Here is a 23,414-nt window from a genome sequence, read left to right on the forward strand (position 1 = left end):
ACAGAGATGGCAGAACCGACAACCCGCGCCCGTGCGAGGGGCCTGCGCGCCCTCCCGGCGCCCGTCACAGAACAGGGTCAAGTAAACAGTGAAGACGACGACGATGTTCCACAAGATCGCCAACCCGCGACGCACGACGCTGGCGCACCTGGACGACGCCGACGAACTGCAGACGCCGGAACAGCCGGAGCACCGCGTCGAACTCCCCACCCAGACTGCCAACCCCAAGCGCACCATCCTCACCGAGGTCCCCGTCGCGGCCGCCGCTGCCGCGGAGTGACACCAGGTAGTACGCGCACCGGCCGCCGAATGCTCACGGCGGCGGGACACGGACATCGAAGGGGCGCCCTGGCGGCGGAGGCGCCCCTTCGTCATGCGCACGGCGCGGACCCTTCCCCGCGTTAGCCTGGAGCGTCAGACTCCAGCCGCTTCAGTCAAGGGGCCAAGCATCCCGTGCGCATCGCCAGATTCTCCATCGACGGGAACGTCGCCTTCGGCGCCATCGAGGGCGAGAAGCAGGACGAGCTCGTCCTGGACATCATCAAGGGCATCCCGTTCGCGGACTACGAGCTCTCCGGCACGAAGGTGCCGGTCGGCAAGGTCAGGCTGCTGCCACCGGTGCTCCCCAACAAGGTCGTGGCCTTCGGCCGCAACTACGCCGAGCACGCGAAGGAACTGGGCAACGAGGTACCCGACGCCCCCTTCGCCTTCTTCAAGCCGTCCACCTCGGTGATCGGCCCCGGCGACGAGATCCAGTACCCCTCCTTCTCGGAGGAGGTGCACCACGAAGCCGAGCTGGCCGTGGTCATCGGCCGGATGTGCCGCGAGGTCCCGCGCGAGCGCGTCAAGGACGTGATCTTCGGCTACACCTGCGCCAACGACATCACCGCCCGCGACGTGCAGAAGCGCGAGAAGCAGTGGGCGCGGGCCAAGGGCTTCGACACCTCCTGCCCGCTCGGCCCCTGGGTGGAGACGGAGCTGGACCCGAGCGACCTGACCATCCAGCTCACGGTCAACGGGCAGCAGCGTCAGCTGGGCCGCACCAGCGAGATGATCCACTCCATCGAGGACCTGATCGTCAACATCTCCGAGGCCATGACGCTGCTCCCCGGCGACGTGATCCTCACGGGCACCCCGGCTGGGGTCGGCCCCCTCAACGTCGGCGACGAGGTCGCCGTCACCATCGAAGGCATCGGCACTCTCACCAACAAGGTTGTCAAGCGTGGCTAGCGCACCCGGCTCTCCCGTACGCGTCCGATTCTGTCCGTCGCCCACCGGTAACCCCCACGTGGGCCTGGTGCGCACCGCCCTGTTCAACTGGGCGTTCGCCAAGCACCACCAGGGCACCCTGGTCTTCCGCATCGAGGACACCGACGCGGCCCGCGACTCGGAGGAGTCGTACACCCAGCTGCTCGACTCGATGCGCTGGCTGGGCTTCGACTGGGACGAGGGCCCCGAGGTCGGCGGCCCGCACGCGCCGTACCGCCAGTCGCAGCGCATGGACCTGTACAAGGACGTCGCGGCCAAGCTCCTGGACGCCGGCCACGCCTACCGCTGCTACTGCTCCCAGGAGGAGCTGGACACCCGCCGCGAGGCCGCCCGCGCCGCCGGCAAGCCCTCCGGCTACGACGGCCACTGCCGCGAGCTGACCGACGCCCAGGTCGCCGAGTACAAGGCCCAGGGCCGGGAGCCGATCGTCCGCTTCCGCATGCCGGACGAGACGATCACCTTCACCGACCTGGTCCGCGGCGAGCTGACCTTCACCCCGGAGAACGTCCCGGACTACGGCATCGTCCGCGCCAACGGCGCCCCGCTCTACACGCTGGTCAACCCGGTCGACGACGCCCTGATGGAGATCACCCACGTCCTGCGCGGCGAGGACCTGCTCTCCTCCACCCCGCGCCAGATCGCCCTGTACAAGGCCCTGATCGAGCTGGGCATCGCCCAGCAGATCCCGTCCTTCGGGCACCTGCCGTACGTCATGGGCGAGGGCAACAAGAAGCTCTCCAAGCGCGACCCGCAGTCGTCGCTCAACCTCTACCGCGAGCGCGGCTTCCTCCCCGAGGGCCTACTCAACTACCTTTCGCTGCTCGGCTGGTCCCTCTCGGCCGACCAGGACGTCTTCACGATGGACGAGATGGTCGCGGCCTTCGACATCGCGGACGTCAACCCCAACCCGGCCCGCTTCGACCTGAAGAAGTGCGAGGCCATCAACGGCGACCACATCCGCATGCTGGACGTGAAGGACTTCACGGAGCGCTGCCGCCCATGGCTCCAGGCGCCGTTCGCCCCCTGGGCCCCGGAGGCCTTCGACGAGGCCAGGTGGCAGGCCATCGCCCCGCACGCCCAGACCCGCCTCAAGGTGCTCTCCGAGATCACCGACAACGTCGACTTCCTGTTCCTGCCGGAGCCGGTGGAGGACGAGGCCAGCTGGACGAAGGCCATGAAGGAAGGCTCGGACGCCCTCCTGCGCACCGCCCGCGAGAAGCTGGAGGCGGCCGACTGGACCTCCGCCGAGTCGCTGAAGGAGGCCGTCCTGGCCGCCGGCGAGGCCCATGGCCTCAAGCTCGGCAAGGCCCAGGCCCCCGTCCGCGTCGCCGTCACCGGCCGCACGGTCGGCCTGCCGCTGTTCGAGTCGCTGGAGGTCCTGGGCAAGGAGAAGACCCTGGCCCGGATCGACGCGGCACTGGCGAAGCTGGCCGCGTAGCGCGTTCACAGCGGGGCGGCGTCCGGTTCGGACGCCGCCCTTCGCGGCCGCTAGGTGCTCTACAACGGCGCCTCGGGCAAGCAGCGGCTCGTGGACTTCCCGCGCCCCGCGACCGGCGGCGAGACCACCCTCACCCGCGACCGCACCGCGGGCGTCTGCGACCGCGCCACCAACCGGAAGATCACGGCCCCGGCCGACACCGGCCCGGTCCGCCTCGCCGACGGCTTCCTGCTCCGCGAGAACCGCACCACCCATGACCTGCTGCTCACCGACTTCCACACCGGCACGGCGACCACCCGCACCCTGGTGAAACTGCCGGCCACGGACCAGAACACCGGCGGCAGCAACGGCCGCTGGGCCGTCGACCGCTTCGGCGGCCACATCGCCTACCTCAACGGCACGTACGGCGAGGTCTCGATCGTCCCCAGCGGCGTTCCCACCTCACCGCTCGCGCAGATGGAGGCCCAGGTCTACTCGCCGTCCGTGATCGGCTGGTCCATGCCCTGGTCGCCGGTCTGGCAGCTGAACAAGCCGTCGTTCGCACCCTGACCGCGCACCGGTGACACCTACACCTGGAAGCTCACCGCCCACCCCCGCGACGACCAAGGCCCGGACCGCACGCTCTCCGGCAGGCTGACCGTGGGCTGAGAGCACCCGGCAGTGGGTACGGTCCGACCATGAGCATCCGCGCCGTGGTCTGGGACGTCGACGACACCCTCTTCGACTACACCACCGCCGACCGCCTCGGCATGCGCGCCCACCTGACGGCCGAGGGCCTGCTCGACGACTACGACACCGTCGAGCAGGCCATCACCCGCTGGCGGCAGATCACCGACCTGCAATGGGCACGCTTCGCGGCCGGTGAGGCCACCTTCGAGGACCAGCGGCGCGACCGCGTACGGGTGTTCCTCGGCCAGGACCTCACCGATGCCGAGGCCGACGCGTGGTTCCAGCGGTACATCACCCACTACGAGGCGGTCTGGGCCCTCTTCCCGGACGTCCTGCCCGTCCTCGACGCCCTCGCCGCCAGCCACCGGCACGCCGTGCTGTCCAACTCCAGCATCCACGTCCAGGACCGCAAGCTGCGCGCCCTCGGCGTCCACGACCGCTTCGAGAGCATCCTGTGCGCGGCCGAGCTCGGCGTCTCCAAACCCGAGGCCGGGGCGTTCCTCGCGGCCTGCGCCTCCCTCGGCCTGCCGCCGCACCAGGTCGCCTACGTCGGCGACCACCCGGAGATCGACGGACGGGGTGCCGCCGACGCCGGGCTGCTGTCCGTGTGGATCGACCGCGCGGGTGCGTACGCCACGATCGACCCGCCCGTCGGGCCGCACCGCATCGCCTCTCTCGCCGAACTGCCGTCCCTGCTGGGCGGGGATACTCGTTTTGGAGCCCCGTCCACCTTCGGGTAATGTTCTTCCTGCGCCGCGGGGAGCGGGCCGGAAGGCAGGAACCCCCAGGCGCACTACTAGAACAAGATCCCCCCAGGGGCTTGCGTTCCAGTGGCCTATGGTGTAATTGGCAGCACGACTGATTCTGGTTCAGTTAGTCTTGGTTCGAGTCCAGGTAGGCCAGCTCGCAGAGCTCATCTGCACCAGCGGATTCCGATCCGCAAGCCCCCGTTGTGTAGCGGCCTAGCACGCTGCCCTCTCAAGGCAGTAGCGCCGGTTCGAATCCGGTCGGGGGTACTGGTTCCGACGGATCGACGATCAGCTCGGGACTGCTAGGGCCCCCGTTGTGTAGCGGCCTAGCACGCCGCCCTCTCAAGGCGGTAGCGCCGGTTCGAATCCGGTCGGGGGTACTGACTGGTCTAAACCACATTGGTCTATGGTGTAATTGGCAGCACGACTGATTCTGGTTCAGTTAGTCTTGGTTCGAGTCCAGGTAGACCAGCTCGGACCTGCGGAAACGCAGAGTCCACGCCCCCGTTGTGTAGCGGCCTAGCACGCCGCCCTCTCAAGGCGGTAGCGCCGGTTCGAATCCGGTCGGGGGTACGTACAGGGAAGGCCCTCCACTTCGGTGGGGGGCCATTCTCGTGCTTACCTCAGGGGCGCGGGGATGGCGCCTGGTCGGGGAAGGCCTGCCGCGGCGTTGAGGCCGACCCTCCCCGAACACACTCCGTCGGTTCAGCCGGTGCGCCGCAACGCCTCGGAGAGGCGCCCGGCCGCATCGATCACAGCCTGCGCGTGCATCCGGCCCGGATGACGCGTCAACCGCTCGATCGGCCCGGACACCGACACGGCGGCCACCACACGGTTGGAAGGGCCGCGCACCGGCGCGGAGACGGACGCGACCCCCGGCTCCCGCTCGCCGATCGACTGGGCCCATCCCCGGCGCCGTACGCCCGACAGGGCCGTCGCCGTGAAGCGCGCGCCCTGGAGGCCGCGGTGCAGCCGCTCCGGCTCCTCCCAGGCCAGCAGGATCTGCGCCGAGGAGCCGGCCTTCATCGTGAGCGTCGAACCGACCGGGACGGTGTCCCGTAGTCCGGACAGACGCTCCGCCGCGGCGACGCAGATGCGCATGTCGCCCTGGCGGCGGTAGAGCTGCGCGCTCTCGCCCGTGACGTCGCGGAGGTGGGTGAGGACCGGGCCCGCGGTGGCGAGGAGACGGTCCTCACCCGCGGCCGCGGCCAGTTCTGCCAGGCGAGGGCCGAGAATGAAACGGCCCTGCATGTCGCGCGCCACCATGCGGTGGTGCTCCAGCGCCACGGCCAGGCGGTGGGCCGTGGGTCGTGCCAGTCCGGTGGCGCCGACCAGGCCCGCGAGGGTGGCCGGACCGGACTCCAGAGCGCTCAGGACGAGGGCCGCCTTGTCCAGAACGCCGACGCCGCTACTGTTGTCCATGAAACGATACTTGCGTCTCACTCTGTGAAACGCAAGTTCAAATTCTCGTGGAACCCGCCACTCTGGAAGACACGAAGTCACAGCGGCCCGTGACGTACGGGCCTGGCGGCGGTTGCCCGGAAACGCAGGGGCGCGGGCCCGCCTCTTCAAGATCTCTAGTTGGGTCGGCGGATCGTCGTCGGCCGGAGGGAACAGCGATGGGTAGGACACTCGCGGAGAAAGTCTGGGACGACCATGTCGTCCGTCGCGCGGAGGGCGAGCCCGACCTTCTCTTCATCGATCTGCACCTGCTGCACGAGGTGACCAGCCCGCAGGCCTTCGACGGCCTGCGCAAGAGCGGCCGCAAGGTGCGGCGCCTCGACCTCACCATCGCGACCGAGGACCACAACACCCCCACCCTCGACATCGACAAGCCGATCGCGGACCCGGTCTCCCGGATCCAGCTGGAGACGCTGCGCAAGAACGCCGCCGACTTCGGCGTGCGGCTGCACCCGCTGGGCGACGTCGAGCAGGGCGTCGTGCACGTCGTCGGCCCGCAGCTGGGCCTGACCCAGCCGGGCACCACCGTCGTCTGCGGCGACTCGCACACCTCCACGCACGGCGCCTTCGGCGCGCTGGCGTTCGGCATCGGCACCTCCCAGGTGGAGCACGTGCTGGCCACCCAGACGCTGCCGATGTCCCGCCCGAAGACCATGGCGATCACGGTCGACGGCGAACTGCCCGAAGGCGTCACCGCCAAGGACCTGATCCTCGCGATCATCGCCAGGATCGGCACCGGCGGCGGCCAGGGCTACGTCCTGGAGTACCGCGGCGAGGCCATCGAGAAGCTCTCGATGGAAGCCCGGATGACCATCTGCAACATGTCGATCGAGGCCGGCGCCCGCGCGGGCATGATCGCCCCGGACGAGACCACCTTCGCGTACCTGAAGGGCCGCCCGCACGCTCCCGAGGGCGCGGACTGGGACGCCGCGGTCGAGTACTGGAAGACGCTCAGGACGGACGACGACGCCGAGTTCGACGCCGAGGTCGTCATCGACGCCGCCGAACTGTCGCCGTTCGTCACCTGGGGCACCAACCCCGGCCAGGGCGCACCGCTTTCGGCGTCCGTCCCCGACCCTGCTTCGTACGAAGACGCATCGGAGCGCTACGCCGCCGAAAAGGCCCTGGAATACATGGGGTTGGAGGCCGGGCAGCCGCTGCGCTCCGTCAAGGTGGACACCGTCTTCGTAGGCTCCTGCACCAACGGCCGCATCGAGGACCTGCGCGCCGCCGCCGAGCTGCTCAAGGGCCGCAAAGTCGCCGACGGCGTACGGATGCTGGTCGTCCCGGGCTCCGCGCGGGTGGGTCTCCAGGCCGTCTCCGAGGGGCTGGACGTCGTCTTCAAGGACGCCGGCGCCGAGTGGCGGCACGCGGGCTGCTCGATGTGTCTGGGCATGAACCCCGACCAGCTGGCCCCGGGGGAGCGCTCCGCGTCCACCTCCAACCGCAACTTCGAGGGCCGGCAGGGCAAGGGCGGTCGTACGCACCTGGTGTCGCCGCAGGTCGCGGCCGCCACCGCCGTCCTGGGCCACCTGGCCTCCCCGGCCGACCTGTCCGCCGCCGACACCCGTACGCCCGCTGGAGTCTGAGAACCATGGAAGCCTTCACCACCCACACCGGCCGGGCCGTCCCGCTGCGCCGCAGCAACGTCGACACCGACCAGATCATCCCCGCCCACTGGCTCAAGAAGGTCACGCGGGACGGGTTCGAGGACGGGCTGTTCGAGGCCTGGCGCAAGGACGCGTCGTTCGTGCTCAACCAGGCCGAGCGCAAGGGCGCGACCGTCCTGGTCGCAGGTCCCGACTTCGGCACCGGCTCCTCCCGCGAGCACGCCGTCTGGGCGCTGCAGAACTACGGCTTCAAGGCCGTGATCTCCTCCCGCTTCGCCGACATCTTCCGCGGCAACTCGCTCAAGAACGGCCTGCTCACGGTCGTTCTGGAGCAGAAGATCGTGGACGCGCTGTGGGAGCTCACCGAGAAGGACCCGCAGGCCGAGATCACCGTCGACCTGGTCGCCCGCGAGGTGCGCGCCGAGGGCATCACCGCCTCCTTCGAGCTGGACGAGAACGCCCGCTGGCGGCTGCTGAACGGCCTCGACGACATCTCGATCACCCTCCAGAACGAGGCGGACATCGCCGCGTACGAGGCCAAGCGCCCGGCGTTCAAGCCGCGGACGCTCCCGGTCTGATCCGGAGCACGATCCGCCGCCCCTGAACAAGGCGACTTTCGGCCACCACAACCCCCCTCTGTACCCCCGATCAGCCCGATCGGGGGTACAGCCTTTTCTGCACTCGAACGGCCCTGCCGGCCCTGAGCCGGTCACTCAACTTCCCACGTTATGCCGGTGGTTGTTGGGGTACGCGAGATGTACAGCCGTGACGTCCGCGTGCGCCCGGAAGACCGTTTGAGGCGGCAGTTGTCCCCTGCGCAGGCGACAACTCGCCCCAGATGGCACAATCTGTGCATGGAACACGACGGCCAACTCGAGCTCTATGCGGCAGTCGCGGGCCAACTCAAGGAAGCGCACTCAAGGGTGCGCGCACTGCAAGTCCCGGAGGGCGTACGGATGGCGCTGACCCGGAAGCTGCTGGTCATTACGGCCGCGGCCAAGCACGATCTCGCCGACGCGGCAAGGCGGCTTGAGCGGTTCACCACGGATCTCGACGAGGGACGTCTCCCCGACGAGGAACGCTGAACCGCACGACACCGTCGAGTTCGTTGCGGCACAAGGGTGATAAGCCCGTTTCGTGTTTGATTTGCGGTATATATCTGCCTAACGTGCGAAAAAGCTTGAACACTTTCGTTCTGGCGATGTCTCCGAAGGGGAAGACGTGAACAAGGCGCAGCTCGTAGAAGCGATTGCCGACAAGATGGGCGGCCGACAGCAGGCCGCCGACGCTGTCGACCATGTACTGGACGCCATCGTCCGCGCGGTCGTCGCAGGTGAGAGGGTCTCCGTCACCGGCTTCGGCTCCTTCGAGAAGGTCGACCGTCCGGCCCGCTACGCCCGTAACCCCCAGACGGGCGAGCGGGTTCGGGTCAAGAAGACCTCCGTTCCGCGCTTCCGCGCGGGCCAGGGCTTCAAGGACCTGGTCAGCGGCTCGAAGAAGCTGCCGCGTGGCGGCGAGGTCTCCGTCAAGAAGGCCCCGAAGGGCAGCCTGACCGGCGGCGCCGGGGCGACGGTCAAGAAGGCCGCCGCGAAGAAGGCGACCGCCAAGACGGCGGCCGCGAAGAAGACCACGGCGAAGAAGGCTCCGGCGAAGAAGGCGACCGCCAAGACGGCGGCCGCGAAGAAGACCACGGCGAAGAAGGCCCCGGCCAAGAAGACCACGACGGCCAAGACCACCGCCGCGAAGAAGACCACCGCCAAGAAGGCTCCGGCGAAGAAGGCGACCGCCAAGAAGGCGCCCGCCAAGAAGTCGACGGCGCGCAAGACCACCGCGAAGAAGACCACCGCCCGCAAGAAGTAGGGGCGCTGGGGCACTCACGCGCCGGGCCGGACTCCGTGCGGAGTCCGGCCCGCGGTGTGTTCATGGAGTGGTCAGAGGGTCTGGAGGGTCACCAGAGTGATCCTCAGGTCCTCCTTCGCGCCCTCCACCTCGATCCGCACCCGCTGCCCCGGGCGCAGCAACCTGAGACCCCCCGCGTCGAACGCCGCCGCGTCGAAGGGCACCGGGGTGCCGTCGTCCAGGAGCACCTGCCCGCTGCGGCTTTCGGGGTCGTACGTGTACGCGGTCGCCTGCATGGCCGCAGCCTACTGCCCGGGTATCAGCAACCGCGCGGCGGCCGCGGCCGTATGAGGGCCGACCCCCAGGGCCAGCGCGGTGCGCAGGTCGTCGCCGGTGTCCACGTCCTGGCGTACGGAATCCACGGCGGCGAGCGACAGTTCCACGGCCCCGGACGCGCGGTGCCGGGCCCGGGAATCGATGCCGAAAGCCGGGAACAATTGCCGTCCCGGGGCGGCGGCCAGCAGAGTCGTGCCGATTGCGGCCGCGTCCGGGAGAAATGCGCGCGGGAATTCAGCGGCGGCGTCGAGTACCCGGGCCAATTCCGGCGGGCGCAGCGCCGGCAGGTCGGCGTTCAGTGCGGCCACCGGACTTTCGGGACGTGCCGACCGGACGGCCCCCGCCGCGTGTGCGAGGGCGGCGTTGAGGCCGCTTCCCGGCTCGTCGGGGATGATCGCCGCGCCCAGTGCGGCCAGCTCGCGGCCGGCTCGGGTGTCGTCCGTGACCACTGCCACATCACGCACTGCCGGGCAGGCCAGCGCGGCCGCCACCGTGTCCTGGGCGAAGGCGAGCGCCAGGTCCGGCCGCAGCCCGTCGTCCGCGGTGTCCGCAAGCCTGCTCTTGGCCTGGGCCAGGGGCTTCAGGGGTACGACCAAGGTCCACTGCACAGATGTTCCGTCCCTCTCTTGTCGCGGTCATTGTCACCCGGGCCCACCGGCGCCAGGCGTGTCGGGGCGTACGGTGTTCTCGACAGACCGGCGGCCGGGGGCGACACTTGTGCGGCCCCCCGGTGGCCCCCGCTTCAGGCCTTAGAGGAAGGTGTCCGCGTGCCCCGCCGCAGAATCGGCTTCTGGTACCGCTTCGCCGCGGTGATCTGCAAACCGCCGCTGGTGGTTCTGCTCAGGCGGGACTGGCGCGGAATGGAGCACATTCCGGCCGAGGGTGGATTTATCACCGCGGTGAACCACAATTCGCACATCGACCCCTTCGCTTACGCGCACTTTCAGTACAACACCGGGCGCGTCCCGCGATTCCTCGCGAAGAGCGGGCTTTTCAAGAAGGGATTCGTCGGCGCCGCGATGCGAGGCACCGGGCAGATCCCCGTCTACCGCGAGAGCACGGACGCGCTGAGCGCCTTCCGGGCCGCGATCGACGCCGTGGACCGCGGGGAATGCGTCGCCTTCTATCCCGAGGGCACCCTCACCCGCGACCCGGCCGGCTGGCCCATGACCGGCAAGACCGGGGCCGCCCGCGTCGCCCTCCAGACCAAGTGCCCGGTGATCCCCGTCGCCCAGTGGGGCTGCAACGAACTGCTGCCGCCGTACGCGAAGAAGCCGCACCTTCTGCCGCGCAAGACGCACCACGTGCTCGCCGGACCGCCGGTGGACCTCACGCGGTTCTACGACCGGGAGATGACCGCGGAGGTCCTCAAGGAGGCCACGGAGGTCATCATGGCCGCGATCACCCGCCAGCTGGAGGAGATCCGCGGCGAGAAGGCGCCCGAGACGCCCTACGATCCGCGCCGGGAGCGGATCGAACAGCGGCGCCGCACCCGGGCGCAGACACAGCGGGGCGGGCAGCAGGCGGCATCGCCGGTGCAGTCGGCACCATCGGCACAGTCGGCACAGGAAGAGGGGCTGGGCAAGTGAGCAAGCCGGTCAAGGCGGCGGTCCTGAGCGCCGGTTCGTGGGGCACGGCCTTCGGCATGGTGCTCGCCGACGCCGGGTGCGAGGTCACCCTGTGGGGACGCCGCCCGGAAGTCGTGGAGGCGATCAACTCCACCCGCACCAATCCCGACTACTTCCCGGGCGTCGAACTCCCGGAGAACGTGCGGGCCACCACGGATCCCGCACAAGCCGCCGCGGACGCCGACTTCACGGTCCTGTCGGTCCCCTCGCAGACCCTGCGCGGCAACCTCGCCGACTGGGCGCCGCTGCTCGCCCCCGGCACGGTCCTGGTGTCGCTGATGAAGGGCGTCGAACTCGGCTCCGCGATGCGGATGAGCGAGGTCATCGACGACGTCGCCAAGGTCGGCCCGGACCGCATCGCCGTGGTCACCGGCCCCAACCTGGCCCGCGAGATCGCCGCGCGGATGCCGGCCGCCGCCGTGGTCGCCTGCACCGACGAGGCCGTCGCCCAGCGGCTCCAGGCCGCCTGCCACACGCCGTACTTCCGCCCGTACACCAACACCGATGTCGTCGGCTGTGAACTCGGCGGCGCGGTCAAGAACGTCATCGGCCTGGCCGTCGGCATCGCGGACGGCATGGGCCTCGGCGACAACGCCAAGGGCTCGCTCATCACCCGCGGTCTCGCCGAGACCACCCGGCTCGGCATCGCGCTCGGCGCCGACCCGCTGACCTTCTCCGGACTCGCGGGCCTGGGTGACCTGGTGGCCACCTGCTCCTCGCCGCTGTCCCGCAACCACACCTTCGGCACCAACCTCGGCAAGGGCATGACCCTCCAGGAGACCATCGCGGTCACCAAGCAGACCGCCGAGGGCGTCAAGTCCTGCGAATCGGTGCTGGATCTGGCCCGCAGGCACGGCGTCGACATGCCCATCACGGAGACGGTCGTCGGCATCGTGCACGAGGGCAAGCCTCCGGTGGTGGCCCTCAAGGAGCTGATGTCGCGCAGCGCGAAGCCGGAACGACGCTGAGCGACGCGGGTTCGCGGGCGCTGTATCCCGGCCCTACCAACGGGTACTCTCAACGCGATATGAGCACCGAGAACCTCCCCCAGAGCCCCGAGCAGCCGTCTCGTAAGCCGCGTGTGGCCGTCGTGTTCGGGGGGCGCAGCTCCGAACACGGGATCTCCATGGTCACCGCCGGAGCCGTCCTCAAGGCCATCGACCGGACGAAGTACGACGTCCTGCCGATCGGCATCACCCGAGAAGGCCGCTGGGTGCTCACCGCCGACGAACCGGAACGCATGGCGATCACCGAACGCCGCACACCCAGCGTCGAGGAACTCGCCGAGTCGGCCGAGGGCGGCGTGGTGCTCCCCGTCGACCCCGCCAACCGCGAAGTCGTCTACAGCGAGCCGGGATCCGTCCCCAAGGCGCTCGGCGAGGTCGACGTGGTCTTCCCGGTGCTGCACGGCCCCTACGGCGAGGACGGCACCCTCCAGGGCCTTCTGGAGCTCTCCGGCGTCCCGTACGTCGGTTCGGGCGTGCTCGCCTCGGCCGTGGGCCAGGACAAGGAGTACATGAAGCGGGTGTTCACCTCCTTCGGGCTCCGGGTCGGCCCGTACGTGGTCATCCGCCCGCGCGAGTGGGAGCGGGACGAGTCCGCCGCCCGCAAGAAGATCGTCGACTTCGCCGGCGAGCACGGCTGGCCGCTGTTCGTGAAGCCCGCGCGCGCCGGTTCGTCGATCGGCATCACCAAGGTCGATGACCTCTCCGGCCTCGACGAGGCGATCGCCGAGGCCCAGCGGCACGACCCGAAGATCCTCGTGGAGGCCGCGCTGCGCGGCCGCGAGATCGAGTGCGGCGTCCTGGAGTTCGAGGACGGCCCCCGGGCCTCCGTCCCCGCCGAGATCCCCTCACCCGAGGCCCACGCGTACTACGACTTCGAGGCCAAGTACATCGACTCGACGCCGGGGATCGTGCCGGCGCCTCTGACGCAGGAGGAGACGGCCGAGGTGCAGCGCCTGGCGGTCGACGCCTTCGAGGCGGCGTCCTGCGAGGGCCTGGTCCGCGCGGACTTCTTCCTCGCCGAGGACGGCGAGTTCGTGATCAACGAGATCAACACGATGCCCGGCTTCACGCCCATCTCGATGTATCCGCAGATGTGGCAGGCGAGCGGGGTGAGCTACCCGGAGCTGGTGGACCGCCTGGTGCAGGCGGCACTTCGCAGGTCGACAGGACTGCGCTGACTCAGGGGCCGCGGGCAAAGCGCGGCGCTCAGGAGGCGATCCCTTCGGGGATCGCCTTTTTCACAGCCGAAGCCAGATCGATCAGAACCCCCGAGCTGTCCACACCCTCCGGCACGGCCACCTCGACATAGACCTCACGGTTCGCCGAGGTGAACCGGTACCCCCCGTCGTCCTGCTTCTCCATCAGCCAGTCGACCCCGTTCACACCGCCGGCGACCGCGTCCGGATCATGCCCGTCGGCCACCTTCGGATCGACCATCTTCGGCGGCTGCGGCACACCGCAGCGAAGTATGATCGCCGGGCTGCCCCAGCCCGCCGTCAGCGCCGACGCGGGCTCGGGATCCTCGCGACGCTCTCCGTCCACCTTCGCGGGCAGTACCTTGTCCAGGTTCCGGCACAGTTCCGCGACCTTCGCGTCCGGACTGGGAACCGCCGCCGACGCGCTGTCGTCTGCTGAGGAGCAGCCCGCGGCAGTGATCAACAGCGCGAGAGCGGGCAGGCGGAAGAAAACGCGGGACACACAGTGGTGCCGGTGACGGAAAGAGTTCACCGGCACAGGGTAGACGGGGGCTACAGATGGACGACCGGGCAGGTCAGGGTGCGGGTGATGCCGTCCACTTGCTGGACCTTGGCGACCACCATGCGGCCGAGGTCGTCGACGGTGTCGGCCTGGGCCCGCACGATCACGTCGTACGGTCCTGTGACGTCCTCGGCCTGGATGACTCCAGGAATCTTGCTGATCGTCTCGGCGACGGTCGACGCCTTGCCGACCTCCGTCTGGATCAGGATGTACGCCTGTACCACGGAACCTCCAGGGCGGCCACGAGGATCATGTGGGGAAAAGGAACGCCACGGTATCGCGTCGCCGCTCGCCGCGGGGAGACCTGCGGGGACCGGGTCTTGCGCGCCGGGGTGCAGGTCCGGCAGAACTTGACGGTCACTTCGACCGTAACGAGGACCGAAAGGCCTCGCGACCGGGCACGGACAGGGACAGAAGGGGAGAAAGGGCAATGAAGGGCACTGTTGGTGAGCTCGGTGAGTTCGGGCTCATCAGGGAGCTCACCTCCCGTCTGACCACCACCCCGGCGGTCCGGGTCGGCCCCGGCGACGACGCCGCCGTGGTGGCCGCGCCCGACCGCAGGGTCGTGGCCAGTACGGACATCCTGGTCGAGGGCCGGCACTTCCGCCGGGACTGGTCGACGGCCTACGACGTGGGCCGCAAGGCGGCGGCGCAGAACCTCGCCGACATCGCCGCCATGGGCGCCGTGCCGACCGCGCTGCTGCTCGGTCTGGTCGTTCCGGCCGAGCTGCCGGTGACATGGGCGAGCGAGCTGATGGACGGCCTGCGCGACGAGTGCCAGGTGGCCGGTGCCGCCGTGGTCGGCGGTGACGTCGTACGCGGCGACTCGATCATGGTGTCCATCACCGCGCTCGGCGACCTGCGCAACCAGGAGCCGGTGACGCGGGCGGGCGCACAGCCCGGTGACCTCGTCGCGGTGACGGGCTGGCTGGGCTGGTCGGCGGCCGGGTACGCGGTGCTGTCGCGCGGGTTCCGCTCGCCGCGCGCCTTCGTGGAGGCCCACAGGCGGCCCGAGCCGCCGTACCACGCGGGTCCGGCGGCCGCCGGGCTCGGGGCGACCGCGATGTGCGACGTGAGCGACGGGCTGATCGCCGACCTCGGGCACATCGCCGAGGCCAGCAAGGTCCGCATCGACATCCGCTCCGGTGCGATCGACATCCCCTCCCAGATGAACGACATCGGGCAGGCCGTCGGCGTCGACCCCATGCAGTGGGTGCTGACCGGGGGAGAGGACCACGCGATCGTGGCGACCTTCCCGCCGGACGTGAAGCTGCCCGCCCGCTGGAAGGTCATCGGCGAGGTCCTCAACCCGTCGGCGCTGCCCCAGGTGACGGTCGACGGGGCGCCGTGGACCAGCAAGGGCGGCTGGGACCACTTCGGGGACATGGACTCATGATTCCCAACGTCCTCACGGTGGCGGGCTCCGACTCGGGCGGCGGCGCCGGCATCCAGGCCGACCTGAAGACGATGCTCGCGCTCGGCGTGCACGGCATGAGCGTCCTCACGGCGGTGACCGCGCAGAACTCCCTCGGCGTGCAGGGGGCTTGGGAACTGCCGGTGGAGGCGGTGCGGGCGCAGTACCGCAGTGTCGTCGACGACATCGGCGTCCAGGCGGTCAAGACCGGGATGCTGGCCTCCGCCGAACTCGTGGAGACGGTGGCCGAGTTGATCGCGGGCACGCACGCCCCGGCGGTCGTCGACCCGGTGGGCGTCTCCAAGCACGGCGACTCCCTGCTCGCCGCCTCGGCCCTGGACTCGGTCCGCACGAAGCTGCTGCCGGTGGCGACGGTCGCCACCCCGAACCTCGACGAGGTGGCCCAGCTGACGGGCGTGCGCGTGGAGTCGGAGGAGCAGCTGCGGCGGGCCGCGACGGCCGTGCTCGGGTGCGGGCCGCGGTGGGTGCTGATCAAGGGCGGTCACCTGTCCGGGGACGCCGTCGATCTGCTCACGGACGGCTCCGAGGAGCACTGGCTGCGGGCACCGAGACTCGACAACCGGCACACCCACGGCACGGGCTGCACCCTCGCCTCCGCGATCGCGTCACAGCTCGCCAAGGGGCACTCGGTGCCGGAGGCGGTCACGGCGGCCAAGGAGTACGTCACCGGGGCGATCGCGGCCGGATTCGCCCTCGGCGGGGGGATCGGGCCGGTGGATCATGGCTGGCGGTTCCGGGCCGGTTCCTGAGCATCCGGGCATGGCAAAAAGCCGGTCCACCAGAGGTGGACCGGCTCTCTACAGCGAACCAGCAGTGGCCGCGCGCTAGCTGAGCGTCAGCGCGAGACCTTGCCGGCCTTGATGCACGAGGTGCAAGCGTTCACGCGCTTCGGCGTCCCGCCCACCACGGTACGCACACGCTGGATGTTCGGGTTCCAGCGGCGGGACGTACGGCGGTGCGAGTGCGAGATGTTGTTGCCGAAGCCCGGCCCCTTGCCGCAGACGTCGCAGTTGGCAGCCACGGGTCACTCCAAAGACTTCAGATGCACTTACGGTTGATCCCGGCATGCCGGGATCAGGTCGTAGGATCTGAGTGGCGCTGCCAGGGGAATGGCCCGATTTGGATCGGGCAACCGGAGCAGCATACAACGGCTGCGCCCGTAGAACGAAACTACCATGGTCGGCCCGGGACCTCTCCCGGCCCACTTCCGGTGGACACCGTCCCGGGGTCTACGCTGCCTGCCACGTCCAGCAGCTCAGGGAGGCGCAGTGGCGCAGGTGCCGCAGACATTCTTCGATGCTCTCGCGGTGCGCACCTGGTGCGGTCTCGCACTCGAGACGCTGGGGCGGGCGCGTGAGGAGATCGACGCGATCAACGTCTACCCCGTGGCGGACGGGGACACCGGCACGAATCTGTATCTGACCGTGGAGTCCGCCGTCGCGGCGGTCGAGGCCGTGTTCGCGGGGCATGCGGCGCGGTCGGGCCCTGAGGGGCCGACGCTGGCCGACGCCGCCCGGGCGATGGCCCACGGAGCGCTCATCGGTGCCCGGGGGAACTCGGGGACGATCCTCGCCCAGCTGCTGCGCGGCATGTCCCAGGTGCTGGCCGACGCCGGGACCGCGCACGCCGATGGCGAGAGAGAGCCTGCCGACGGCCAGGGACTGCGGCTGGCCCTGCGGCACGCGGCCGATTCCGCCCGGCAGGCCGTGGCCCACCCCGTCGAGGGCACGGTCCTCACGGTCGCCTCGGCCGCCGCCGATGCCGCCGACGCCGCCTGTGGTGCCGAGGGCGACTGCGGAACGGTGGCCCGGGCGGCCTATGAGGGAGCGCGCGCGGCCCTGGCGGCGACCCCGGGCCAGCTGCCCGTCCTGGAACGCGCCGGGGTGGTCGACGCCGGTGGGCGGGGGCTGGTGGCGGTGCTCGGGGCGCTGGTTGAGACGTTCACGGGGGAGAGGCCGCGGGCCGTGGCGGCGACGGTGACCGCGGGGGCCCTGCGGGTGGGCGCGGGAGCGGCGAGTGCGGTGGTCTCCGAGGCCGGGGTGCCCGGTCAGGCGGACGGTTCGGCATCGAGTGTGCTCGCAGGGCCGGCCGAGGACTCCAAGGACTGGTACGCGGACTCGTGGGGCCCGCACGCGCGCGTGGAAGCCGCCGAAGGGCTCGCCCCGGCCGTCGGCGCCCCGCGCGGTGAGTGTGCCGACAGTGCCGCCGCGGGCGACCGGGACGGCCCCGCCTTCGAGGTGATCTACCTCCTGGAGGCCGAGGACGCGGCCGTGGCGCGGTTGCGGGAGCGGCTCGACGAGCTCGGGGACTCCCTCGTCGTGGTCGGCGGCGACGGGCTGTGGAACGTCCATGTCCATGTCGACGACGCGGGCGCCGCCGTCGAGGCCGGTATCGAGGCCGGGCGGCCCTACCGGATCCGCGTCACGCACTTCGGCGCCGGCGACGTGCACACCACCGGCGCCGAGCGGCCTGCCCGCGAGCGCGCCCAGCGTGCCGTCGTGGCCGTGGTGCCCGGCGAGGGCCTGGCCGGGCTGTACACCGAGGCAGGAGCGACCACCGTGCTCGCACGCCCCGGGGAGCCGCCCGCGAGCGGCGAGCTCGTACAGGCCGTACGGCGGGCCCACGCGCGCGAGGTCGTGCTGCTGCCCAACGACGCCGAGCTGCGCCACACCGCCGCCGCGGCGGCCGAGCAAGCTCGCACCGAGGGTATCCGCGTGGCCCTCATCCCGACCCGCTCGGCGGTCCAGGGCATCGCGGCGCTGGCCGTGCACGAGCCGGAGCGCCGCTTCGACGAGGACGTGGTGTCGATGACCTCGGCGGCCGGCGCGACCCGCTACGCCGAGGTCACCGTCGCCGAACGCCAGGCCTGGACGATGGCCGGCATCTGCCAGGCCGGCGACGTACTCGGCCTGATCGACGGCGACGTGGCCGTGATCGGCTCGGACGTCACGGCCACCGCCGAGACCGTCCTGGACCGCATGCTCGCGGCCGGGGGCGAGATGGTCACCCTGGTGCTCGGCGACGAGGCTCCCGGCACCATCGCCGAGCACCTGGAGGGCCGGGTCCGCGAGGGGTACCTCGCCGTCGACACGGTCGTGTACCGGGGCGGACGGCAGGGGGCCCTGCTGCTCATCGGCGTCGAGTAGGCGGAGCCGATCAGTCCGGCTGCTCCTCCTCCGCGAGTCGAAGTATCTGCTCCGCCTCCGCCCGCCGGGCCCGCACCGCCTCGCCGTCGGCGTCCCCGTCGTCGGTCTCGGTGCCGCCGTAGCCGCCGTAGCCGTCGTACGTCGCCAGCACCGCACTCGCGCGTGCCGCCGCGTCGGCCGGGCGGCCCAGGTCCGCCTCCAGCCGGCCCGCGGCGAGCTCGGCGCCGGTGCGGCTGTGCAGGGCGGCGTCCCCGAGGGAGGCGAACACCTCGGCCGAGCGCAGCACTTGGGACAGTGCCTCCTCGAACACGGCCCCGGCCGAGGCGTCGTCGGCGCCGTCGGAGACGGACCGGGCCAGCAGATCGCCGAACTGCCGGTGGGTGTGCCCGAGTTCGGCGACGAGCTGCTGCCGGGACTCGGCGTCGGCCGCCGTGTCCCGTGCCGCCTCGCACTCCCGGACCGCCTCCGCCATCAGGGCGCGTGCCTCCTCGACCCCCTCCTGCGCGCGCAACGCCAGCCAGGCGCGGGCCCGCACGGACCGGATCAGCCCTTGGACGTTGCCGAGTTCGCGCCACAGGTCGCCCGCGCGCGCGTAGGCCCGGTCCGCCTCGTCGGCCAGCCCGGCCTGTCCGAGGGACTCACCGGCCAGGTGGGCGAGGGTCGCGTGGTCGTGCTGTTCGGGCCAGTGCCGGGCGATCTCGGCGGCCTGGAGACGCCGTTCGGCGGCAGCGCGGTGCTCGCCGAGTTCGCTCAGGCAGTCGCCGAGCCACCACTGCGTCTGCACGATCGCCCCGTCGCCGTGCGTCTCGGCGGTCAGGTCGGGCAGCGCCGACTCCAGGACCTCCGCGGCCTCGGCCCACCGTCCCTGCCGCAGCAGGAACCCGCCGAGCTGCTGCCGGGCCCAGGCGCCCAACGTCGCGCCCTCGCCCGCCTCGTCGGCCCAGTGCGAGGCCTCCAGGGCGTGCTGGGCGGCCTCCACGGCATCGCCCCGGTCGCCGGTCAACTCGGCGAGCTGGAGGTGCAGCTGGGCCCGTCCGGTCGCCTCCAGTTGGGCCCCGCCGTGCTCCAGGGCCGCCCGCAGCGCCCGTTCCGCCTCCGCCATGTCGCCGAGGTGGTGGGCCAGGGAGGCCAGCCGGGCCTCGTACTCCACCGCGAACCACGGCAGCCCCGCCGCGACGAACGCCGCCGCGCCCCGCGCGAACAGTCCCGCGGCCGCCTTCAGATCCCCGCGCAGTCCGGCCAGCTCGGCGAGCATCGCCTGTGCCTCGGCGGCCCGCGCGGCCAGCCGTACGTCCTCCCCGTCCCGCCCGCCGACGAGCGCGAGCACCTCGCGGACAGCGGCTTCGGCCTCGGTGAGGACTGCTTCCGACCCGGAACCCATGCTTTCGCCGAGAACCGTGTCCGGCCCGGCGGCACCCTCTGCGGGACCCTCCCCGGCCCCCGGGCCCCCGGCCTCGTGCGCACGGCGCATCTGGATCCGGGCCCGTCCCATCAGGACGGACGCCGTCTGCCTTATTCCGGTGTCGCCGGCGGCGTACAGCGCGAGGATCTCGTCGTAGGGGCCGGACACGGCCGCGAGCGCCGCGTCCACGTCACCCCCGAGAGCACGTACGTACGCCGCACGCGCGCGTGCGGCCAGGGCCTCTCCGGGGTCGCCGGCCGCCGCGTACAGCTCCGCGGCCCGCTCGAAGAGCGCGGCGCCCTCCGGGCCGAGGCCCATCGCCTCGTGGTCGGCGATCTCGGCCCGGTCGCGCGGGTCCAGATCCACCCCGGCCACGCCCTCCGCGGCTTCGGCGACCGCCGCCCACGCCTCCACGGCGCCCGGCCGCAGGTTGTCCGACAGCCGCCGTGCCGCGGCCAGCAGGGCGGGCAGATCCGGCTGCCCGGTGGCCGCGGCCGTGACCACCTCGGGAGCGGGCGGCGGCACCGGCCGTACCGACCGCACCCCCAGCGGCAGCCGCTCCACCAGCGGGCGCTGCTCCATACGCGCGCGTGCCCGCTCGCTGACGTACGTCGTGCCGTTGCGCTCGTCGAAGCGGGCCGCCAGGGCGAGGGCCTCCGCACGCGCGTGCGTGGCCAGTTCCCCGGCGGTCCACTCGCGGCCGGCCGGACCGGGCACCTGCCGGTCACCCAGCCCCAGCCCGGTCAGGCGGTCCATGAGCAGGGCCACCACGCTCATGAAGCCCAGCCTGCTCTGCGGCTGCCCGTCGTCGGTGAAGTACGCCGGCCGCTCCGCGAGCAGTTCCAGACCGCGCGCCTCGTTGCCGGTCAGCGCGCAGAACTCCACGTGCTCCGCGTAGGCGCCGCGCATGCTCTCCATGGCCCGCACCAGCCGCAAGCCCCGCAGGTGGTTCGCGCGTGCCTCGTCCAAGCGGCCCAGCCGCAGCAGCGGCATCAGGGAGGAGGCGAGCGCCGCGTGCGGCTCGTGGGCGCAGGCGTACTCGCCCTCCAGCACCGGCCGCCACAGCTCCAGCGCCTCCGCGTCCCGGCCCCGCTCCGCATGCCACCAGCCCTGCCCGTGCAGTTCGCAGGCGTGGCAGTCGGCCATGCCGTCCCGGTCGGCGGCCAGCCACGCGGCGTACGCCCGCTCGGCCCGCGCCAGGTCCCCCACATGCGCGGCCACGCTGTGCTCGGCGCTGCGCACGGCCCGTTCGGAGTGCCCGGCGAGCCGGTAGCGGTGCTCCATCTCGCCGAGCCACTTCTCGATCGACGCGAGCGGGATGTGCGGCTGGTCGAGCATGCCGGACGACACCCACTTGAAGACCCAGTGCAGCGTGTGGGTCTCGTACTCGTCGAAATCATCGGGCCGTTCGTCCCACATGCGCAGCAGGCGCGCGAAGGGGACGAACATCCTGGCCTTCTCGGAGCTGTAGTTGTAGACCTTCAGCTGGTGTCCGAGCGCCTCGATCACGGCGAGCGGGATGTTCAGCTTCTCGGCGGCGGCCAGCAGTTCCTCGGCGCGCGCGTTGCGGGCCGGGCCCTCCGGCTGTTCGGAGTTCTCCGCCATCGCCCGGCGCAGGGCGTCGAAGTCCGTGATCTCGCTCATGCCTGACCGTCCTCGCTGTGCGTGGCCCACTCCAGGAGGCCGAGGAACGCGCGGTTGAGCAGCGCCGAGTCCGCGGGCCTGAGCGGCCGCTGCGCCATCAGCAGCGCCTGCCCGTACAGCGACTCCGTGGCGGTGCCGATCAGCTCCGGGTCGTGCAGCGAGCTGATCCGCCGGACCAGCGGGTTGAGGTGGTTGAGCACCAGACGCGCGCGTGGGGCGCTGCCGCGCAGGGAGCCGAGGATGCCCGCCCACAGGTCGTCGGCCTGCGCCTCGGCGTCGGCGCGGGCCTGTTCGTGCCGGGCGTCCCGGTCGTCGAGGTGCAGCGCGGGCAGGGAGAGCGGGTGGAAGGCCCTCAGCACCACATCGCAGCCCAGCGGGTCGAGCCGTGCCCGCGCCGCCGCCAGGAAGCCGGACAGGGCCAGCTCCTCGGCCGGGTCGACGGCATCCAGATGCGCGGTCACCGTGTCGGCGTCCAACTCGGCGACCACGGTGCCCGGCCGCACCGACGGCAGCGCCTGAACCAGCTCGCTGTCGTACGTGTAGCCGCCGTTGATCACGCCGATGCCCTGCGCGGACGCGATCGGCGCGACCTGCCGGTACTCCTCGACGGTCCGCGTGAAGTGCACCACCGGGTGCCGCTGCGCGAACTCCTCCAGGGACAGCCGCCCGTCGGTCGTCTCGAAGGGCAGCCACGGCAGCATCGTGCGCAGCATCTCCCGGTCGTGCCGGGCCAGGGACTTCACGCCCAGGTGGTGCACCGACAGGAACGCGGCCAGCCGCTCCGGATCACCGGCGGCCAGACCGGTCAGCCAGGCCCGGATCCGCTCGCCCAGTGCCTCCCGTACGGCGGCCAGCGTCTCGTCCTCGTACAGCGCCTCGCGCGATGCCGTCGGCCGCAGACTGTCCGTGTCCAGGACACAGCGCACGAAGAACGCCCAGTCGGGCAGCAGCTGTTCGGCCCGCTCGGTCAGCAACATGCCCTTGAGATGCACACGGTGCCCCGCGCGCTGCGCCGGGCTGACCGCCGACGGCAGCACGTACGCCACCCCGCGGACGCCGGCCAGCGGCACGGACAGGTCGATCGTGTCCAGTGGGGTGAAGCCGAACAGGTCGTGGCAGTGCCGGGCGAGGGCGACACGGCGGGTGGCCGGGCTCGGATACGACCGGTCCCAGGGCGCCGGGAGGTCGGTGACCGGCTCGTCGCCCACCCGGACGTCGTACGGCAGCAGCGATCCGAAGTCCCGGGCCAGCGCCTCGACCCGCTCGGGCGTGAGCCACTGAGCGGCGCCGGCCCGCGCCACCAGATGCACGGTGGTGCCCGGTTCGGGGCGCTCGGCGTCCGGCAGCGTCCGCACGGTGTACGAGCCGTCGTCGGACGCCGTCCACTCCACCGGCGGCGCCCCGGGCGCAGCGGCGCTGCGGCTGACCACCCGGATCCGCTCGGCGACGACGAAACAGGCCAGCAGGCCGATGCCGAACTGCCCGAGAAAGTCGGAACGCGCCTCCTGCAGGCCATCGGCGCGCTTGGAACTGCGCCCGATCGTGGCGAGCAGGTCGTGCACGTCCGCCTCGGTGAGCCCGATCCCGGTGTCCTCGACGCGCAGGGCGCCGCCGTCCGCGGACAACCGCACCAGGGCCGGAGCGTCGGGTTCCGCCGCGCGTCTGGCGGTGATGGCGTCCACGGCGTTCTGCAACAGCTCGCGCAGATACACCTTGGGACTGGAGTAGAGGTGGTGGGAGAGCAGGTCCACCAGACCACGCAGGTCGACCTGGAAAGTATGAGGTGGACGGGGTGGACGGGGTGCCTGGGATGCCTGTGAGGTCTGGGAGTCCATCATCACGGCGCCGGTGGGGGACTCGCGACGGCGCGGGGTCGGGCGGTCCCGGTGAGGCGGTGACCGCGAAGGAGGGCCGGGAGCGCGTCATCCTAAGGCCCGAACCAGCTGCCTGACCAGGGCTTTCCGGGACGTATACGGCGACGTGCGCCGCGGCCTCTACGGCATTGTCAGTGGTGTGGTGTGCA

Annotated in this window: 23 protein-coding genes and 5 tRNA genes; 20 read left to right on the forward strand and 8 right to left on the reverse strand. The window is 71.3% G+C overall.

Going from position 1 to position 23,414, the window contains the following annotated elements; genetic code table 11:
• Positions 1–88 precede the first annotated feature (88 nt).
• The 10 genes from PV963_RS32735 (at position 89) to PV963_RS32780 (ending at position 4,698) form a co-directional block, all read left to right on the forward strand.
• Positions 89–280: a hypothetical protein gene (locus PV963_RS32735; protein ID WP_020270047.1), complete on the forward strand. Its 192-nt coding sequence runs from the start codon at positions 89–91 to the stop codon at positions 278–280.
• A gap of 173 nt (positions 281–453) precedes the next feature.
• On the forward strand, positions 454–1,230 hold the full coding sequence (locus PV963_RS32740; protein ID WP_274819956.1) for a fumarylacetoacetate hydrolase family protein: 777 nt from the start codon (positions 454–456) through the stop codon (positions 1,228–1,230).
• Positions 1,223–2,707, forward strand: coding sequence for a glutamate--tRNA ligase (gene gltX, locus PV963_RS32745; protein ID WP_274819958.1), 1,485 nt, complete (start codon positions 1,223–1,225; stop codon positions 2,705–2,707). The genes PV963_RS32740 and gltX overlap by 8 nt, the downstream gene beginning before the upstream one ends.
• 54 nt (positions 2,708–2,761) lie before the next feature.
• On the forward strand, positions 2,762–3,256 hold the full coding sequence (locus PV963_RS32750) for a hypothetical protein (protein WP_274819960.1): 495 nt from the start codon (positions 2,762–2,764) through the stop codon (positions 3,254–3,256).
• A gap of 128 nt (positions 3,257–3,384) precedes the next feature.
• Positions 3,385–4,116 carry an HAD family hydrolase gene (locus tag PV963_RS32755; RefSeq protein ID WP_274819961.1) on the forward strand — a complete coding sequence of 244 codons (732 nt, stop codon included), beginning with the start codon at positions 3,385–3,387 and terminating at the stop codon, positions 4,114–4,116.
• 91 nt (positions 4,117–4,207) lie between these two features.
• Positions 4,208–4,279, forward strand: a tRNA-Gln gene (locus PV963_RS32760).
• A gap of 40 nt (positions 4,280–4,319) precedes the next feature.
• A tRNA-Glu gene (locus PV963_RS32765) sits at positions 4,320–4,392 on the forward strand.
• Between the two features lie 40 nt (positions 4,393–4,432).
• Positions 4,433–4,505: transfer RNA gene (locus PV963_RS32770), tRNA-Glu, on the forward strand.
• A 20-nt stretch (positions 4,506–4,525) separates the two neighbouring features.
• Positions 4,526–4,597, forward strand: a tRNA-Gln gene (locus PV963_RS32775).
• Positions 4,598–4,625: 28 nt separating this feature from the next.
• A tRNA-Glu gene (locus tag PV963_RS32780) sits at positions 4,626–4,698 on the forward strand.
• 132 nt (positions 4,699–4,830) lie between these two features.
• On the opposite strand, the gene ndgR is transcribed toward PV963_RS32780, so the two are convergent.
• A complete protein-coding gene (gene ndgR, locus PV963_RS32785; protein ID WP_010044585.1) occupies positions 4,831–5,547 on the reverse strand; it encodes an IclR family transcriptional regulator NdgR in 717 nt (238 codons plus the stop codon).
• Between the two features lie 197 nt (positions 5,548–5,744).
• Here ndgR and leuC point away from each other — a divergent pair, with 197 nt between their 5' ends.
• The 4 genes from leuC (at position 5,745) to PV963_RS32805 (ending at position 9,056) form a co-directional block, all read left to right on the forward strand.
• Positions 5,745–7,175: a 3-isopropylmalate dehydratase large subunit gene (gene leuC, locus PV963_RS32790; protein ID WP_274819965.1), complete on the forward strand. Its 1,431-nt coding sequence runs from the start codon at positions 5,745–5,747 to the stop codon at positions 7,173–7,175.
• Between the two features lie 5 nt (positions 7,176–7,180).
• A complete protein-coding gene (gene leuD / locus PV963_RS32795; protein ID WP_274819967.1) occupies positions 7,181–7,774 on the forward strand; it encodes a 3-isopropylmalate dehydratase small subunit in 594 nt (197 codons plus the stop codon).
• A gap of 276 nt (positions 7,775–8,050) precedes the next feature.
• Complete coding sequence (locus PV963_RS32800; RefSeq protein ID WP_274819969.1) at positions 8,051–8,281, forward strand: hypothetical protein; 231 nt, start codon at positions 8,051–8,053, stop codon at positions 8,279–8,281.
• Between the two features lie 136 nt (positions 8,282–8,417).
• The gene (locus PV963_RS32805; RefSeq protein WP_274819970.1) at positions 8,418–9,056 is read left to right on the forward strand and encodes an HU family DNA-binding protein; all 639 of its coding nucleotides are present in this window, start codon (positions 8,418–8,420) and stop codon (positions 9,054–9,056) included.
• Positions 9,057–9,127: 71 nt separating this feature from the next.
• On the opposite strand, the gene PV963_RS32810 is transcribed toward PV963_RS32805, so the two are convergent.
• Together PV963_RS32810 and cofC are read right to left on the reverse strand one after the other, a co-directional pair.
• Positions 9,128–9,331, reverse strand: a complete 204-nt coding sequence (locus tag PV963_RS32810) for a hypothetical protein (RefSeq protein WP_010044574.1) — start codon at positions 9,329–9,331, stop codon at positions 9,128–9,130.
• 9 nt (positions 9,332–9,340) lie between these two features.
• Positions 9,341–9,979, reverse strand: a complete 639-nt coding sequence (gene cofC, locus PV963_RS32815) for a 2-phospho-L-lactate guanylyltransferase (RefSeq protein WP_274819972.1) — start codon at positions 9,977–9,979, stop codon at positions 9,341–9,343.
• Positions 9,980–10,138: 159 nt separating this feature from the next.
• Between cofC and PV963_RS32820 the strand changes: the two genes are divergently transcribed.
• The 3 genes from PV963_RS32820 to PV963_RS32830 are packed head-to-tail and all read left to right on the forward strand — an operon-like array spanning position 10,139 to position 13,184.
• A complete protein-coding gene (locus PV963_RS32820; RefSeq protein WP_274819974.1) occupies positions 10,139–10,960 on the forward strand; it encodes a lysophospholipid acyltransferase family protein in 822 nt (273 codons plus the stop codon).
• Positions 10,957–11,967 carry an NAD(P)H-dependent glycerol-3-phosphate dehydrogenase gene (locus PV963_RS32825; protein ID WP_274819975.1) on the forward strand — a complete coding sequence of 337 codons (1,011 nt, stop codon included), beginning with the start codon at positions 10,957–10,959 and terminating at the stop codon, positions 11,965–11,967. Before PV963_RS32820 ends, PV963_RS32825 begins: the two co-directional genes overlap by 4 nt.
• A gap of 59 nt (positions 11,968–12,026) precedes the next feature.
• Entirely contained in the window at positions 12,027–13,184 is a 1,158-nt protein-coding gene (locus tag PV963_RS32830; protein WP_274819977.1) for a D-alanine--D-alanine ligase family protein, read from the forward strand.
• A 28-nt stretch (positions 13,185–13,212) separates the two neighbouring features.
• Here the strand turns inward: PV963_RS32830 and PV963_RS32835 are convergent, their stop codons facing one another.
• Together PV963_RS32835 and PV963_RS32840 are read right to left on the reverse strand one after the other, a co-directional pair.
• Complete coding sequence (locus PV963_RS32835; protein ID WP_425541042.1) at positions 13,213–13,734, reverse strand: DUF3515 domain-containing protein; 522 nt, start codon at positions 13,732–13,734, stop codon at positions 13,213–13,215.
• 20 nt (positions 13,735–13,754) lie between these two features.
• On the reverse strand, positions 13,755–13,988 hold the full coding sequence (locus PV963_RS32840) for an Lrp/AsnC family transcriptional regulator (RefSeq protein WP_003997603.1): 234 nt from the start codon (positions 13,986–13,988) through the stop codon (positions 13,755–13,757).
• Between the two features lie 206 nt (positions 13,989–14,194).
• On the opposite strand from PV963_RS32840, the gene PV963_RS32845 reads away from it, so the two are divergent.
• Together PV963_RS32845 and thiD are read left to right on the forward strand one after the other, a co-directional pair.
• Entirely contained in the window at positions 14,195–15,160 is a 966-nt protein-coding gene (locus PV963_RS32845; RefSeq protein ID WP_020270061.1) for a thiamine-phosphate kinase, read from the forward strand.
• Entirely contained in the window at positions 15,157–15,948 is a 792-nt protein-coding gene (thiD, locus tag PV963_RS32850) for a bifunctional hydroxymethylpyrimidine kinase/phosphomethylpyrimidine kinase (RefSeq protein WP_274819982.1), read from the forward strand. Before PV963_RS32845 ends, thiD begins: the two co-directional genes overlap by 4 nt.
• An 86-nt stretch (positions 15,949–16,034) precedes the next feature.
• On the opposite strand, the gene rpmB is transcribed toward thiD, so the two are convergent.
• Entirely contained in the window at positions 16,035–16,220 is a 186-nt protein-coding gene (gene rpmB / locus PV963_RS32855; RefSeq protein WP_003993230.1) for a 50S ribosomal protein L28, read from the reverse strand.
• 247 nt (positions 16,221–16,467) lie between these two features.
• Here rpmB and PV963_RS32860 point away from each other — a divergent pair, with 247 nt between their 5' ends.
• Positions 16,468–18,345, forward strand: a complete 1,878-nt coding sequence (locus PV963_RS32860) for a DAK2 domain-containing protein (RefSeq protein ID WP_274819985.1) — start codon at positions 16,468–16,470, stop codon at positions 18,343–18,345.
• Positions 18,346–18,355: 10 nt separating this feature from the next.
• Here PV963_RS32860 and PV963_RS32865 read toward each other — a convergent pair whose 3' ends face one another.
• Positions 18,356–21,391 (reverse strand): tetratricopeptide repeat protein, encoded by a 3,036-nt coding sequence (locus tag PV963_RS32865; protein WP_274819987.1) that lies wholly within the window; start codon positions 21,389–21,391, stop codon positions 18,356–18,358.
• Positions 21,388–23,226 (reverse strand): HSP90 family protein, encoded by a 1,839-nt coding sequence (locus PV963_RS32870; protein WP_274822185.1) that lies wholly within the window; start codon positions 23,224–23,226, stop codon positions 21,388–21,390. The genes PV963_RS32865 and PV963_RS32870 overlap by 4 nt, the downstream gene beginning before the upstream one ends.
• Positions 23,227–23,414 lie beyond the last annotated feature (188 nt).

The sequence above is a fragment of the Streptomyces coeruleorubidus genome (assembly GCF_028885415.1).
Classification (GTDB): domain Bacteria; phylum Actinomycetota; class Actinomycetes; order Streptomycetales; family Streptomycetaceae; genus Streptomyces; species Streptomyces coeruleorubidus_A.

Excerpts from the sequence above, each read along its gene's own strand:
- PV963_RS32755 (WP_274819961.1), top strand. The coding sequence starts at position 3,385 with ATGAGCATCCGCGCCGTGGTCTGGGACGTCGACGACACCCTCTTCGAC.
- ndgR (WP_010044585.1), bottom strand. The coding sequence starts at position 5,547 with ATGGACAACAGTAGCGGCGTCGGCGTTCTGGACAAGGCGGCCCTCGTC.
- leuC (WP_274819965.1), top strand. The coding sequence starts at position 5,745 with ATGGGTAGGACACTCGCGGAGAAAGTCTGGGACGACCATGTCGTCCGT.
- leuD (WP_274819967.1), top strand. The coding sequence starts at position 7,181 with ATGGAAGCCTTCACCACCCACACCGGCCGGGCCGTCCCGCTGCGCCGC.
- PV963_RS32800 (WP_274819969.1), top strand. The coding sequence starts at position 8,051 with ATGGAACACGACGGCCAACTCGAGCTCTATGCGGCAGTCGCGGGCCAA.
- PV963_RS32810 (WP_010044574.1), bottom strand. The coding sequence starts at position 9,331 with ATGCAGGCGACCGCGTACACGTACGACCCCGAAAGCCGCAGCGGGCAG.
- PV963_RS32830 (WP_274819977.1), top strand. The coding sequence starts at position 12,027 with ATGAGCACCGAGAACCTCCCCCAGAGCCCCGAGCAGCCGTCTCGTAAG.
- PV963_RS32845 (WP_020270061.1), top strand. The coding sequence starts at position 14,195 with ATGAAGGGCACTGTTGGTGAGCTCGGTGAGTTCGGGCTCATCAGGGAG.
- thiD (WP_274819982.1), top strand. The coding sequence starts at position 15,157 with ATGATTCCCAACGTCCTCACGGTGGCGGGCTCCGACTCGGGCGGCGGC.
- PV963_RS32865 (WP_274819987.1), bottom strand. The coding sequence starts at position 21,391 with ATGAGCGAGATCACGGACTTCGACGCCCTGCGCCGGGCGATGGCGGAG.
- PV963_RS32870 (WP_274822185.1), bottom strand. The coding sequence starts at position 23,226 with ATGGACTCCCAGACCTCACAGGCATCCCAGGCACCCCGTCCACCCCGT.